This is a genomic window from Collinsella sp. OM08-14AT, from assembly GCF_003438115.1.
In the GTDB taxonomy this organism is placed as follows: Bacteria; Actinomycetota; Coriobacteriia; order Coriobacteriales; family Coriobacteriaceae; genus Collinsella.
The window spans coordinates 19659-34078 of sequence record NZ_QSTE01000009.1 but is presented as its reverse complement, the minus strand read 5'-3'; the positions used below and the strand labels follow the sequence as shown (position 1 = coordinate 34078).

The following is a 14420-nucleotide window of genomic DNA, read 5'->3' as shown; positions in this document are numbered from 1 at the left end:
AATGGTTCCATCGCAGCATTCCGCGTTGAGGGGCGCTTTTGAGTGGGTCGCGGTCATCGCGATCGCGCTTGTGGCCACCTTCCTGATCCGCACCTTTGTGGTCGAGCCCTTTGTGGTACCCACCGGCTCCATGGAGGACACGATCGAGATTGGCGACCAGATCCTGGCACAAAAGGTGAGCCTCGAGCTCGGTCAGCCCGTCAAACAGGGTGATATCGTGGTGTTCCACAACCCCGATGCCACTTCCGAGCATGATGTTCTTGTCAAGCGTGTTATTGCCACGGCTGGCCAGACGGTCGACCTGCAGGACGGCAAGGTCGTCGTCGACGGCCAGGCGCTCGATGAGGACTATACGACCGGCATGAGTTGGCCGCTTTCGGTCCAAGCGCCTGGCGCCCAGGTGAGTTATCCCTACACCGTTCCCGACGGGTGCGTGTGGGTGATGGGCGACAACCGCGAAAACTCTGCCGACTCGCGCTACTTTGGTCCCGTCGATCGCTCTGATTTGATCGCTGTGGCGCTTGTGCGCTACTGGCCGCTCAACCGCATCGGCGCTATCGACTAAAAACCGCTATAGTACAGTACCTAACCGTGTAATCGTTTCGACGAGGGGATATTAGAGGCATGAACGCTTCATCGCTTTCCTTCCAAGACATCATCCTGCGCCTCCAGCAGTACTGGGGCGAGCAGGGCTGCGTCATTATGCAGCCCTATGACTCCGAGGTCGGTGCCGGTACCTTCCATACCGCGACCACGCTGCGCTCGCTCGGTCCCTCCGAATGGCGCACCTGCTATGCGCAGCCCTGCCGCCGTCCCGCCGACGGCCGCTACGGCGAGAACCCTAACCGCATGCAGCACTACTATCAGTTCCAGGTGCTCATTAAGCCCTCTCCGGTTAATGCTCAGGAGCTTTACCTGGGGTCTCTTGCTGCCATTGGCCTGGACCCCAACGACCATGACGTCCGCTTTGTCGAGGACGACTGGGAGAGCCCGACCCTGGGCGCCTGGGGCCTTGGCTGGGAGGTCTGGCTCAACGGCATGGAGGTCACGCAGTTTACGTACTTCCAGCAGGTGGGCGGTATCGAGGTCGACCCCGTGCCCGTCGAGATTACCTATGGCCTGGAGCGTATCGCCATGTACGCCCAGGGCGTCAACTCGGTCTACGATCTGGTGTGGAGCTACCTGCCCGATGGCACGCCCATGACCTACGGCGACGTGTTCCTCGAGAACGAGCGCGAGTTCAGTGCCTATAACTTTGAGGTCGCCAACGTCGAGATGATGCGTCAGAAGTTTGACGACTACGAGGCCGAGTGCCATTCCTGCCTGGAGCGCAAACTGCCGCTGCCGGCGTACGACTGCGTCATGAAGTGCAGCCATGCCTTCAACCTGCTCGATGCCCGTGGCGCCCTGTCCGCGGTCGAGCGTGCCAACTACATCCTGCGCGTCCGTGCCGTCGCCAAGGCGTGCTGCGAGGCCTACATGGCCGAGGTCGCCGGAGTCAACGAGAATGCCGACCAGGAAGGCGAGGTGGCGTAAGCCATGGCAGACGCTAAGGATTTCCTGTTTGAGATCGGTACGGAGGAAATGCCCTCCGCACCGCTGAACAATGCTGTCAAGCAGCTTGGCACCATGATCGCCAAGGGCCTCGACGAGGCCGGTCTGGCCCATGGCGAGGTCCGCGTGATCTCGAGTCCGCGTCGTCTGGCTGCGCTCGTGGCCAACGTCGCCACTGCGACCGATGAGGTTCACGAGGTCAAGCGCGGCCCCGCGGCAAACATTGCCTTTGATGCCGACGGCAACGCCACCAAGGCCGCACAGGGCTTCGCCCGTAAGTTCGGTGTGGCTGCCGAGGACTTGGTCCGTCGTGAGGACACCGACGGCCGCGAGTATGTGTTCGCCGAGAAGAACATTCCCTCCGCACCGGCTACCCCGATCCTGACGGCCCTGTGCGAGAAGACTATCGCCGGCCTGCAGTGGCCCAACTACCGCAGCCAGCGCTGGGGGCACGAGCACGCGACGTTCGTGCGTCCGGTCCGCTGGATTTGCTGCCTTCTGGGCGAGGATATTGTGCCTGTGTCGTTTGCCGACGTGACGAGCGGCAACACCACGCGTGGCCATCGCGTGCTTGGCCCCGGTGACCACGTTGTTGCCAGCCCCGCCGTCTACGAGCAGGTGCTCGAGGACGCCGGCGTGCTTTCTGCCGAGCGTCGTCGTGAGGCCATCCTTGCCGGTATCGCCGAGGTCGAGGCCGCTCGCCCCGGCTGCCATGTCGACACGCCCAAGAAGGTCTTTGAGGAGGTCATTAACCTCTGCGAGTGGCCGACGGTGCTCGTCGGTACCTTCGACGAGGAGTTCCTCAAGGTCCCGCACGAGATCATCTGCGAGTCCATGCTCACCAACCAGCGCTACTTCCCGATCTATGACGGCGAGGGCAAGCTTACGCGTGAGTTCGTGGTCGTCTCCAACAGCAAGCCCGAGAATGCCGAGCGCGTGATCGACGGCAACGAGCGCGTCGTGCGCGCACGCCTGGATGACGCCAAGTTCTTCTACGAGGAGGATCTGAAGATCTCTCTCGACGAGTTTCGTGAGCGCCTGGCCAAGGTCGCTTTCCAGGAGAAGCTCGGCAGCGTGCTCGCCAAGTCCGAGCGTATTGAGCAGCTCGCGCTCGCTATTGCCCGCGAGGCTCACCTGGGTGCCCACCTTGCCGCCGATGCCGGCCGTGCCGCGCATCTGTGCAAGGCCGACCTGGTGTCCAACGCCGTCGTCGAGTTCACGAGCCAGCAGGGCGTGATGGGCGGTTACTACGCCATCGCGATGGGGGAGAACGACGAGGTCGCTCATGCTATCCGCGATCACTATCGTCCCCGCTTTGCCGGCGACGAGCTGCCCGAGGGCACCGCTGGCTGCATCGTGGCCTGCGCCGATAAGCTCGATACCATTGCCGGCATCTTTGCCATCGGCGAGCCCCCGACCGGCTCTTCCGACCCGTACGCGCTGCGTCGTGCCGCCATCGGCATCATCAACATCCTGCGCGACCGCCTGCCGATCGACCCCACGTCGCTCATCGACTTTGCCCTCCAGCTCTATAGCGAGCAGGGTATTGAGTTCGACGCCGCCGAGGTCACCCAGCAGGTACGCGACTTCTTCCACGGTCGTTTGGTGAGTATGGCCCGCGACGAGAAGATCCCGGCCGACACCGTTGCCGCCGTTTCCGCGGTGCACATCATTGCCCCGTCGGTCTTCTTCGCCCGCTGCGCTGCCCTCGACGAGGCTCGCAAGAACGACGCCGAGACCTTCGACAACCTGGCGACTGCCTACGCCCGCGCCGCGCATATCTCCAAGCCCGAGCTTGGTGCGGAGTACGATCGTGCCCTGATGGGCGAGGTCGAGCTTGCGCTTGCCGACGCCTCCGAGGCCGCTCAGACCGCCGTCGATGGCGCTCTTGCCGCCGAGGATTATCCTGCCGCGTTTGCCGCGCTCGCCGCCCTGCGCGCGCCCATCGACCGCTTCTTCGACGAGGTTATGGTCATGGACAAGGACGAGCAGCTCCGCGATAATCGCCTTAAGCTGCTCAATCGCTTCGAGGCCGTTTTCTCCGGCATCGCTAACATTGGTGAGCTTGCCCGCAAAAAGTAAGCTAGCCTGCGCATAAGCGCAAAAGGAGCCCCGCATGGATTGCCCGGTCACCGCTCGTTCCACCGTTATCGTTATCTCCGACTCGCTCGGTGATACCGCTTGTGAGGTGGTGCTTGCGGCGTCCGGGCAATTTGATGAAGGGGCTTTTCGTGTTTTACGTCTGCCTAAGGTGACCTCGGTGGAGCAGGTCAAATCGTTTGTGGGCCCGCGCGTCGATGCCGACCATCGTGATATCGCCGTGTTCCATACCATCGTCGATCCGGCGCTTCGTGCTCGCGTGCTCGACTACTTGGGTATGCTGCACATTCGATCGGTCGACCTGATCGGCCCGACGCTTGCAGTCCTGTCGTCGCTTATTGGCGTGCCACCAAAAGGAGTGGCGGGTGTGATCCATAAGACCGATGACCGGTATTTCCACCGCATCGAGGCCATGGAGTACTTCGTCGAGCACGATGACGGGCGCGGCTGCGATGATCTGTCGGGTGCCGATATCGTGCTGTTGGGCGTGTCGCGCACATCCAAGACGCCGCTTTCGATGTATTTGGCCTATCAGGGCTACAAGGTTGCCAACGTTCCGCTGGCGCACGGTATGGAGCCGCCCAAGTCGATTTACGAGGTCGATCCGATGCGTCTCTTCGGTCTGATTTCGACCGTCGATGTGATTTCCGAGATTCGCGATAGCCGCCTGGGCGACGACTACGCCCGTGCCGTTGCCGGCTCCTATGCCGAGCCCGAGAGTGTACGCAGTGAGCTCGAGGAGGCTCGTGCCCTCATGAAACGCCTGGGTTGCTTTGTGGTGCGTACCGACGGCAAGGCGATCGAGGAGAGTGCCTCCGAGATCATTGCCCACCTCGAAGAGATCAAGGAAGCCAGGGTCCGTCGTGCCGCCCGTCGCGCCCAACAAAGTTAGCTCATTGGGCCAGCTAAATATGCTTGATATTGATAAAGCGATTTAGCAAGAAACCTGCATTTAACCTGCCAATTTATTCTATTGGTATCTTCATAAGGTAACCACCTTTACCTACCGTTTACCGCAAGTTTTAGCACGTTTACCAAACCGCGTATCCTCTGCTCAAGCCCGTTCAAATCCCGCCGTATAGTTCCCTCACGGCCCGCATCCGGCGGGTCGATTCGTTACCACGGTCGTGCGCGAGATCGCATGGAAGGGGAAGTATCGTGAGCGATTGCAAGAGGGTTTACCATTTTGGAACCGATGCCCAGGGCACTTGTGTCACCGAGGGCGACAAGTCCATGAACTTCGTGCTTGGCGGCAAAGGCGCTAACCTTGCCGAGATGAGTCGTATCGGCCTGCCGGTTCCCGGTGGCTTTACCATTACCTGCCAGACCTGCGTCGAGTACTCTGGTGCCGGCAACGTGTGGCCGGAGGGCGCGCTCGACGAAATCGTTGCCGCCGAGGCCGATCTCGAGGCTCGTTGCGGCAAGAAGCTCGGCGATGCCTCCGATCCGCTGCTCGTCTCGGTGCGCTCGGGTGCTCCGTTTTCCATGCCCGGCATGATGGACACGGTCCTCAACCTGGGCCTCAACGACGACTCCGTCCAGGGCCTTATCGCCCAGACGCAGAACCCGCGCTTTGCCTGGGATAGCTACCGCCGCTTTATCCAGATGTTCTCCAATGTCGTCATGGGTGTCGATGCCGACCTGTTCGAGAACGCCCTGACCCAGGCACGCCTGGTCGCCGGCGTTCGCGTCGATTCCGATCTTTCGGCCGAGGACCTGCAGGAGCTCGTCGAGACTTTTAAGGGCATTTTCTCCGATAACGTCGAGGCCGCCCTGTACCCCGAGCTCGAGGTCGCGGACGGCAAGCCCATCTTCCCGCACGATCCGGAGCTTCAGCTGCGCCTTGCTATCCAGGCCGTCTTTGGCAGCTGGATGAACGAGCGCGCCTGCATCTACCGCAAGCAGCATGGCATTTCCGATGACCTTGGAACCGCCGTCAACGTCCAGGCTATGGCGTTTGGCAATAAGGGCGAGACCTCGTCGACTGGCGTCGCCTTTACGCGCAACCCGGCCGACGGAACCAAGGAGTTCTACGGTGACTTTCTGGTCAACGCCCAAGGCGAGGACGTCGTCGCCGGCATCCGCAACACCGAGCCCATCGCCGATCTCAAGACCACCCCGGGCCTCGAGTCAGCAGGTGAGGAGCTTGAGCGTGTCTTCCTGACGCTTGAGGACCACTACCGCGACATGTGCGACATCGAGTTCACCATCGAGCAGGGTAAGCTCTGGATGCTCCAGACCCGCGTGGGCAAGCGTACCGCCACCGCCGCCCTGCGCATCGCCATCGAAATGGTCGAGGAGGGCCTCATCACCCGCGAGGAGGCTGTGAGCCGCATCGATCCCGCGCAGCTCGACCAGCTCCTGCACCCGCAGTTCGACGCCTCCAAGAAGTACGAGGCCCTGGCCAGCGGCCTTAACGCCAGCCCTGGTGCCGCCGTGGGCGAGGTCGTGTTCTCGAGTGATGACGCCGTCGCGCGCGCCAACGAGGGCCACAAGGTCATTCTGGTCCGCTGGGAGACCAACCCCGACGACCTGAAGGGCATGGTCGCCGCCGAGGGCATCCTGACCAGCCACGGTGGCAAGACGAGCCATGCCGCCGTTATCGCCCGCGGCATGGGTACGCCCTGCGTTTGCGGCGTTGAGCGCTTCCACATTGACGCGGCAGAGAAGGTCGTGCGCATCGAGGGCAGCGACCGCGTGCTGCGCGAGGGCGATGTCATCTCCATCGACGGCACCCAGGGTATCGTCGTCGACGGCGCGGTCGACCTGGTCTCTGCAGAGCTCACCGGCGACCTGGACACCATCCTGTCTTGGGCCGATGAGATCCGTTTGGACGAGACCGACGGTCACGCCAACCACGTGCGCGTCAACGCCGACAACCCCGAGGATGCCGAGCTCGCGCTCGAGTTTGGCGCCGAGGCCATCGGTCTGTGCCGCACCGAGCACATGTTCCTGGGCGATCGCAAGAACATCATCCAGAGCTTTATCCTGTCTGACGATGAGGCCGTGAAGCAGCAGGCCCTGACCGACTTGCTCAAGGTTCAGACCGAGGACTTCCTGGCGATGTTCAAGACCATGTCCGGTCGCGATGTGGTCGTCCGCCTGCTCGATCCGCCGCTTCATGAGTTCCTGGATAATCCTCGCGAGCTCGAGGTCGCCATCACCAAGAAGGAGGCCGCCGGCGCTCCCGAGGAGGAGCTCACTGCCCTGCGCGCCCGCCTGCGTCGCATTGACGGCATGGTCGAGTCCAACCCCATGCTGGGCTTGCGCGGCGTGCGCCTGTCCGTCGTCTTTGGCGATCTGCCGCTCATGCAGGTTCGCGCCGTCGCCACGGCCGCTGCCCGCCTTATCAAGGAGGGTGTCGACCCGCGCCCCGAGATCATGGTTCCGCTCGTTTCCATCACGGCCGAGCATGTCCAGACCCGCGAGGTTATCGAGCGCGTGATCGCCGAGGTTTCCGCCGAGGAAGGCGTCGAGCTCAATATTCCCGTGGGCACGATGCTCGAGCTGCCGCGTGCCTGCATGGTCGCTGACGAGATCGCCCATCATGCCGACTTCTTCTGCTTTGGCACCAACGACCTCACCCAGACGACCTTTGGCTTCTCGCGCGATGACGCCGAGGCCAAGTTCATCCCGCTGTACATGCATAAAAAGATCCTGAAAGACAACCCCTTCGAGACCATCGACGCGGCAGTGCTGGAGCTCGTGCGCTTGGCCGTCGAGAAGGGCCGCGCCACCAATCCCGACATGCACTTTGGCGTGTGCGGCGAGCACGGCGGCGACCCCAAGTCCATCAAGGGCCTGTTTAACGTGGCCGACGTGGACTACGTGTCCTGCTCGCCCTATCGCGTGCCCCTCGCGCGCCTGGCTGCCGCTCAGGCCAAGCTCGAGGCCAAGCGTTCCGCCTAACGTTTTGGGTTTAGACGCCTAGCGCAGCCCCCTTCATGCCGCCCGTCTCATTCGTGAGACGGGCGGTTATCATGTGCGGGTTTTGTCTTTTTGTCTGCGTGAAAAAATGTTCTTGCAGCAGAAACCCGCGCGTGTATACTCGAATGCGTTTGTTCAACTACGTGCCGGCCAAGGTGGTACGGCACCTCTAGAAGAGTAAGGAATTGCACATGGATTACATCCGCGCAATCGAGCGTCAGCAGATCCGCGAGGACATTCCTCAGGTTCGCGTCGCCGACAACGTCAAGGTTCACTACCGCATTAAGGAAGGCGACCGCGAGCGCATCCAGGTCTTCCAGGGCGACGTCATCCGCATGGCCGGCGCCGGTGCCCGCGAGACCTTCACCGTCCGCAAGATGTCCTTCGGTGTCGGTGTTGAGCGTACCTTCCCGCTTCACAGCCCCAAGATCGCCAAGCTCGAGGTCGTCCGTCATGGTCGCGTCCGTCGCGCCAAGCTGTACTACCTCCGCGACAAGGTGGGCAAGGCTGCTCGCATCCCCGAGAAGCGCTAAGAAGATCGCAGCGTCTGTCCACTCGTTTGGACACAAGGGTCACCTTCGGGTGGCCCTTCTTTTTATCTGATTTGCATGCAAGGAGGGTCTGGTATGGCCAACATGACGAGCTCGGTTTCGGCATCGCAGGTTGCCGGTGAGTTGGCGAGCGCTACGTTTGAGGAGATTCCTGCCCTCGTGGAGCATTATCGCGAGGATCCGCGCCAGCAGGTGATCAAGGCTTGCGAGCGTGCCCTTAAACGCCATGCCAAAGAGCTTGCCGAGCGCGAGCGCGTCAATGACATGTACGAGCTTATGCACGAGCTTGGCGGCGATGGGGTGGTCGTTGGTGTCGACGAGGTGGGTCGCGGATCGGTGGCCGGCCCTTTGACAGTATGCGCCGTCTGTCTTCCTATGGAGCCGCGCGTCTGGGGCATCAATGATTCCAAAAAGCTCACGCCCGCGCGCCGCGAGTTGCTCTCGGTGAAGATTGCCGAGGTGGCGACGGCAATCGGTTTTTGCCATATCGCGCCGAAGGATATCGATGAAATGGGCATGGCCCGTGCTATCCGTACCGCCGTTGCGGGCGCCGTGGCCGATACGGGACTTGAGCCCGACTGCGTCCTCATGGATGGCAACCCCTTGGGCGCCGTTCCTAACGAGCGCGATGTGGTGAAGGGTGATGCCAAAATTGCCTGCATCGCCGCGGCGTCCATCATGGCCAAGGTCACGCGTGACGAGATGATGGTCGAGTACGACGCCGAGTATCCCGAGTACCATCTGGCCGAGTCGAAGGGCTACGCGAGCCCCGAGCACATCGAGGCCATTCGCAAACATGGACTTTGCCCACTGCACCGCGTGAGCTTTTGCGGAAACTTTCTGCAGACTGAGCGCCTTTTCTAGGTCAATTGTGGAGACAGGGACCTTTGGGGTTTTATAAACCTGCTGGTAGCGGGCCGTATGCAACACCATTGCTGTGTACGGCCCGTTTTTTGACGGCATTTGGTCAGCTTTTGGTTTGCTTCCGGTACTTACCCGCACGAAAGGTGCCCTCATCATCGGGGCAATGCAGTGTGCGGGAAAGGAGACCCCATGAGTGCCGCAAGCAAAAAGAGCAAGACGCAGCAACTCAAGGAGCGTTGGGAAAACGGCGAGCTCGACTGCGGGGCGATGACGCCCGACTTTATCAAGGGACTCAGTCCCCGCGAGCTGGGCATGCTGGGCGAGCTGATCACCATCGACTACTTTAACGAGCGCGGCTACACATTGCTGGAGCAGGGTTATCGTTGCACCGAGGGCGAGGCCGATCTGGTGCTGCTCGATGAGCTCGACGATGTCGTGGTGATGGCCGAGGTCAAGACCAGACGCGTCGCACTGGATTGCAGCACGCGGGTCTTTCCCGAGGAGGCCGTGGACGTCCAGAAGCAACGCCGCTACCGCCGCATCGCAAGTTGCTATCTCATGGAGCATTATCCGCTCAAGGCGATTCGCTTCGATGCCGTGGGTGTCACCATTCGCGGCGGGCATATCGCCGAGATCGAGCATCAGTACAACGCGTTCGATTGGCAGGTGTCGTGATGGCGTTCGAGACGTTTGCCGTTCACGCGGCCTGCATCCGCGGCGTCGAGGCGATTCACGTCACGGTCGAGGTCTCGCTTGCCGGTGGCGTTCCGGGCATTCAGATGCTCGGCATCCCGAGTATGGAGGTGATGGAGTCACGCGGTCGTATTCGCTGTGCGATGCGCTCCGCCGGGTTCGAGATTCCGCGCTCGGGCATTACGGTCAATCTGGCGCCCGGCGATATTCGCAAGACCGGTAGCGGCTTTGATCTGCCCATCGCCATCGCGGTTCTGGCGGCCGATGGGCAGATTCCCCGTGACAACCTCGATCGCTGCCTTATCGCCGGCGAGCTCGGCTTGGACGGTACGGTGCTTCCCGTCAAGGGCGAGGTGGCGTTTCAGCTGCTGGCTCGCGACATGGGGCTGTCTTTTATCGCCGGCAGGTCAGACCAGCATGTGCCACTCGCGGGCGTGGATTGTGGATTCATCGATCATTTGTCTCAGCTTGCCCATGGCATGGGCGATGCCGCGCGGCACTACTTGGATTCTGAAGTGCTCGAGGCGACCTTTGAGCCCGAACTCGACTATGCCGACGTACTGGGGCAGGAAGTCGCCAAACGCGGCATGGCGCTGGCGGCAGCGGGTGAGCTCGGTTTGCTTATGGTCGGGTCCCCGGGATCGGGCAAGACGATGCTCGCCCGTCGTATGACCGGCATCCTGCCCGAGCTTTCCGTTGAGGACCAGCAGGAGGCGCTGTGCATCCATTCGGTCTTGGGCGAGAACATCGATGGCTTATTGGCAGGTCATCGGCCATTTCGAAGTCCCCATCACAGCATATCAACGGCTGGCCTCATTGGCGGTGGGCGCCCGGTGCACCCGGGTGAGATCAGCCTTGCTCATGGCGGCGTGCTCTTTTTGGACGAGCTTGCCGAGTTTCCCACGGGTGTGCTGCAGACGCTGCGTCAGCCCATCGAACGCGGCTACGTCAGGATCGTACGCGTCGACGGGGCTTTTACCTTCCCGTCGCGCTTTCAGCTGCTGGCTGCGAGCAATCCCTGCCCCTGCGGCTTTTTGGGCGATCGTGAGGTACCGTGTCGCTGCTCGGCGGCGATGGTCGAGCGCTATCGGTCTAAACTGCGCGGTCCTTTGGCCGACCGTATCGACATGATGATCGATGTGACCCGTCCCGACCCTCAGGTGATTATCGAGGGCGCGGAGGGTATGTCGTCAGCTGAGTTACGTGACTACGTTGTGCGCGGTCGCGCTTTTCGCGCTTGGCGCGAATCCCGTATGGACGATGCGGATGCCGAGGCCGAGGATGACGAGACACGGTCCATTGACGGCGTCGTTTCGACCTTTGAGCTCGATGATGCGGCGGAGAAGTGTGTGCTCGGCCTGTCGAAGCGCACGCATCTCACGGGCCGCGGCATCGTGCGCCTGGTGCGTATCGCGCGTACAATCGCTGACGTCGCCGAGAGCGAGCAAGTGACGCAGGACCACGTGCTCGAGGCAGCGATGTACCAGGGAAGGAGGGACCAATGATGGCCGAGGGGACCTTCGAGCTGCATCCAGGTGACGCGTTGTATCCCGAGACCGTTTTGGAGCTTTCTGATGTGCCCCAGACACTCTATGTGCGCGGCAACCCCGAGGTGCTTTCGACGCCCGCGCTCTCCATCATCGGCGCGCGCAAGGCCTCTCCGTATGGTCTTGCCGTGGCAGAGCTTGCGGCAAAGGTTGCGGTCGAGGCGGGCGTGACGGTAGTTTCGGGCGGCGCGGTCGGTTGTGACCAGGCCTCGGGTTGGGCTGCGGTCAATGCCGGCGGCAAACACGTCGTGGTGCTGGGGACGGGCGCCGACGTGGTCTATCCGCGCTCGAGTGCTGGCCTCATCACGCGCACACTCGATACGGGCGGCGCGGTCGTGTCGATCTCCCCGTGGGGCATGGGTCCGCGCAAGTTTGCCTTTCCGCGCCGCAATCGCGTGATCGCGGCCCTGTCGCAAGCCCTCTTTGTATCCGAGGCGGGTATGCCTTCCGGGACGTTTTCTACAGCCGAGGCTGCTATGGATTTGGGGCGAGAACTTCTTGCCGTGCCGGGGTCGATCCTATCGCCCGAGTCGCGTGGCACGAATTACCTCATTGCGAACGGTGCCTGCTGCATCATCGACGAGGAATCTATCGAGATAGCTATCTCACGCATCTACGGCACCCTGCGCTACTCGCGCCCCGATGCTCCCGGCATTGCCGACCTGGATCCAACGCAGCAGACCGTGATGCATGCGCTCATCGCCTCTCCGCTCAAAGTCGACGACATCGCGGCGCTCGTCTCGCTCGATGCCGTCGGCGTACTTAAACTCCTGGGTTCGCTTGAGCTCGAGGGCCTTATCGAGCGCATGATGGATGGAAGGTATGCGCCCTCCAAGTTTGCTCTTCACGCCCAGACACCCTTCGGTCACAATGGAAAACATGTCAATTAGAAAGGTGTTTGCAGATGCTGTTTGATCAGGTGACGGTTGTCGGTGGCGGTCTGGCGGGTTCGGAGTGCGCGATTCAGCTGGCAGACCGCGGGTTTGCCGTAAAGCTGCGCGAGATGCGCCCCCAGGTGAGCTCCCCGGCCCACCATACCGATCACCTGGCAGAGCTCGTCTGTTCCAATTCGTTTAAATCGACCCGTCCGGACTCTGCGGCGGGCTTGTTAAAGGCCGAGCTTGAGCGCATGGGTTCAGTCCTGCTCGATTGCGCCCATCGCGCGGCTGTTCCCGCCGGTGGCGCCTTGGCGGTCGACCGCGTCAAGTTTTCCGAGCTTGTCGAGGCCGAGGTTGCCGCCCGTCCCAATATCGAGATCATTCACGGCGAGGTCACGCAGATTCCCGAAGGTCACGTGGTCATTGCCGCCGGCCCCTTGTGCTCGCCGGCGCTGAGCGAAGAGGTCATGAAGCTCGTCGGTGGCGACGCCCTTGCGTTCTTCGATGCCGCGGCGCCGATCGTCGATGCCTCCACGCTCGATATGGACGTGCTGTTCTCGCAGTCGCGCTACGAGGAGCAGGGGAGCGGCGACTATCTCAACGCTCCGCTCAACAAGGAGGAGTACGAGGCCTTTATCGAGGCGCTTACCACGGCAGACCGCGTGGTGCTCAAGGACTTTGAGGGCGGCGATCTGTTCCAGGCCTGCCAGCCTGCCGAGGAAGTTGCGCGCACCGGCAAGGACGCCATTCGCTTTGGCGCCATGAAGCCCGTCGGCCTCACCGACCCGCGAACCGGTCGTCGTCCCTGGGCGGCGATTCAGCTGCGTGCCGAGAATAAGGAGAAGACCGCCTATAACCTGGTGGGCTTCCAGACCAACCTGACCTTTGGCGAGCAGAAGCGCGTCTTCCATATGGTGCCGGGCCTGGAGAACGCTGAGTTCTTCCGCTACGGTGTCATGCACCGTAATACCTTTGTCGACGCCCCGCACGTGCTCGATGGCACCTTTGCCGTGCCTGGTACCGGCGTGCGCCTGGCCGGTCAGATCACCGGCACCGAGGGGTACATGGAAGCCGTGGCGACCGGTCTGCTCGCGGCGCTCAACACCTATGCCGAGGCTATCGGCGCCGCGGGCGTCGAGTTGCCCCGCGTGGGCGCCCTGGGCGCGCTCGTGGGCTATGCGACCGATCCTGCCACCGTGGGCTACCAGCCCATGCATGTCAACTTTGGCCTGGTGCCGCCGCTCGAGGACGGTAAGCGTCGCAGCAAGCGCGACCGCTACCAGGCGTATGCGGACCGTGCGCTCGAGGCTCTTGATGCCTATCTGGCCACTCGCCCCGATCTGTTTGGAGGCGACCGGTCATAGCCTTTGACCTGTACGATGCCGTCGACTCGTTTATCGCCTATATCGCACGTGTCGAGGGACTTTCTCCCAACACGGTGACGGCCTATGGCTCGAGGCTGGAGCGCTTTGCTGCCTGGTGCGAGCGCGAGGATATCGATGCCTTCGCTGCCGACGTGCGCACCATTCGTCGCTATCTTGCCGAGCTTTCGCGTGAACAGGTGGCTCCCCGAACGCTTGCGGCGCACCTTTCGGCTATCCGATCGCTCTATCGCTGGATGGCTGCCGAGGGGATTGTCGAGGGCGATGCAGTCTCGGCGATCGCATCGCCCAAGCTGCCGCGTGACCTGCCGGGCGTCCTTACGATCAAGCAGGTCGATGCGCTGCTCAAGACGCCTGATACCTCAACACCCGCGGGACTGCGCGATGCGGCGATGCTCGAGCTGCTCTATGCCTCGGGCGCCCGTATCTCAGAGCTCGCAGCACTCAATGTGGAGTCCATTGCGTGGTCCGAACGCACGCTGCGCCTGTGGGGCAAGGGGAGCAAAGAACGTATCGTCCCCCTGTATCGTCGTGCGCTCGAGGCGACGCGTCTCTATATTGAGGAGGGGAGGCCGAAGTTGCTCGCTCAGGCAAAGCGTCGTGACCCCGCTACCGGGCCGCATCCGCTGCTTATATCGGCGCGCGGTAATCGCATGAGTGCAGCCATGCTCAGGCGGCGGTTCCATACGCTGGCGACGCTCGCCGGCATTCCGGCCGACATCGCCCCGCATGCGATGCGCCATACCTTTGCGACCGACTTGCTCGAGGGCGGCGCGGACCTGCGCTCGGTTCAAGAGCTGCTGGGTCATGCGAGCCTGTCCACGACGCAGATCTACACGCATCTCACACCCGATCGGCTTAAGCGGGCTGTGGCTCAAGCCCATCCCCGCGGCGAATAGTGGCTGGGACGTCCCGCGCCGCGCT

General features: G+C 62.2%; 12 protein-coding genes. All 12 read left to right on the top strand.

The window, feature by feature from the left end:
* Position 1 precedes the first annotated feature (1 nt).
* Positions 2–565: a signal peptidase I gene (gene lepB, locus DXC18_RS06180; RefSeq protein ID WP_055250011.1), complete on the top strand. Its 564-nt coding sequence runs from the start codon at positions 2–4 to the stop codon at positions 563–565.
* Between the two features lie 59 nt (positions 566–624).
* A complete protein-coding gene (locus DXC18_RS06175) occupies positions 625–1536 on the top strand; it encodes a glycine--tRNA ligase subunit alpha (protein WP_117716653.1) in 912 nt (303 codons plus the stop codon).
* A gap of 3 nt (positions 1537–1539) precedes the next feature.
* Positions 1540–3636 carry a glycine--tRNA ligase subunit beta gene (gene glyS, locus DXC18_RS06170; protein WP_117716652.1) on the top strand — a complete coding sequence of 699 codons (2097 nt, stop codon included), beginning with the start codon at positions 1540–1542 and terminating at the stop codon, positions 3634–3636.
* 34 nt (positions 3637–3670) lie between these two features.
* Positions 3671–4546 carry a pyruvate, water dikinase regulatory protein gene (locus tag DXC18_RS06165; RefSeq protein ID WP_117716651.1) on the top strand — a complete coding sequence of 292 codons (876 nt, stop codon included), beginning with the start codon at positions 3671–3673 and terminating at the stop codon, positions 4544–4546.
* A gap of 266 nt (positions 4547–4812) precedes the next feature.
* Positions 4813–7563 carry a pyruvate, phosphate dikinase gene (gene ppdK, locus DXC18_RS06160; RefSeq protein ID WP_117716650.1) on the top strand — a complete coding sequence of 917 codons (2751 nt, stop codon included), beginning with the start codon at positions 4813–4815 and terminating at the stop codon, positions 7561–7563.
* Positions 7564–7772: 209 nt separating this feature from the next.
* The gene (rplS, locus tag DXC18_RS06155) at positions 7773–8114 is read left to right on the top strand and encodes a 50S ribosomal protein L19 (protein ID WP_006236098.1); all 342 of its coding nucleotides are present in this window, start codon (positions 7773–7775) and stop codon (positions 8112–8114) included.
* Positions 8115–8207: 93 nt separating this feature from the next.
* Positions 8208–8996: a ribonuclease HII gene (locus DXC18_RS06150; protein WP_055250018.1), complete on the top strand. Its 789-nt coding sequence runs from the start codon at positions 8208–8210 to the stop codon at positions 8994–8996.
* Between the two features lie 189 nt (positions 8997–9185).
* Positions 9186–9671: a YraN family protein gene (locus DXC18_RS06145; RefSeq protein WP_117716649.1), complete on the top strand. Its 486-nt coding sequence runs from the start codon at positions 9186–9188 to the stop codon at positions 9669–9671.
* Positions 9671–11194 (top strand): YifB family Mg chelatase-like AAA ATPase, encoded by a 1524-nt coding sequence (locus DXC18_RS06140; protein WP_117716648.1) that lies wholly within the window; start codon positions 9671–9673, stop codon positions 11192–11194. Before DXC18_RS06145 ends, DXC18_RS06140 begins: the two co-directional genes overlap by 1 nt.
* On the top strand, positions 11191–12126 hold the full coding sequence (locus tag DXC18_RS06135) for a DNA-processing protein DprA (RefSeq protein WP_370445788.1): 936 nt from the start codon (positions 11191–11193) through the stop codon (positions 12124–12126). The genes DXC18_RS06140 and DXC18_RS06135 overlap by 4 nt, the downstream gene beginning before the upstream one ends.
* 14 nt (positions 12127–12140) lie before the next feature.
* Complete coding sequence (gene trmFO, locus DXC18_RS06130; RefSeq protein ID WP_117716647.1) at positions 12141–13478, top strand: methylenetetrahydrofolate--tRNA-(uracil(54)-C(5))-methyltransferase (FADH(2)-oxidizing) TrmFO; 1338 nt, start codon at positions 12141–12143, stop codon at positions 13476–13478.
* A complete protein-coding gene (locus DXC18_RS06125; RefSeq protein WP_117716646.1) occupies positions 13475–14395 on the top strand; it encodes a tyrosine recombinase XerC in 921 nt (306 codons plus the stop codon). The genes trmFO and DXC18_RS06125 overlap by 4 nt, the downstream gene beginning before the upstream one ends.
* Positions 14396–14420: the final 25 nt, after the last annotated feature.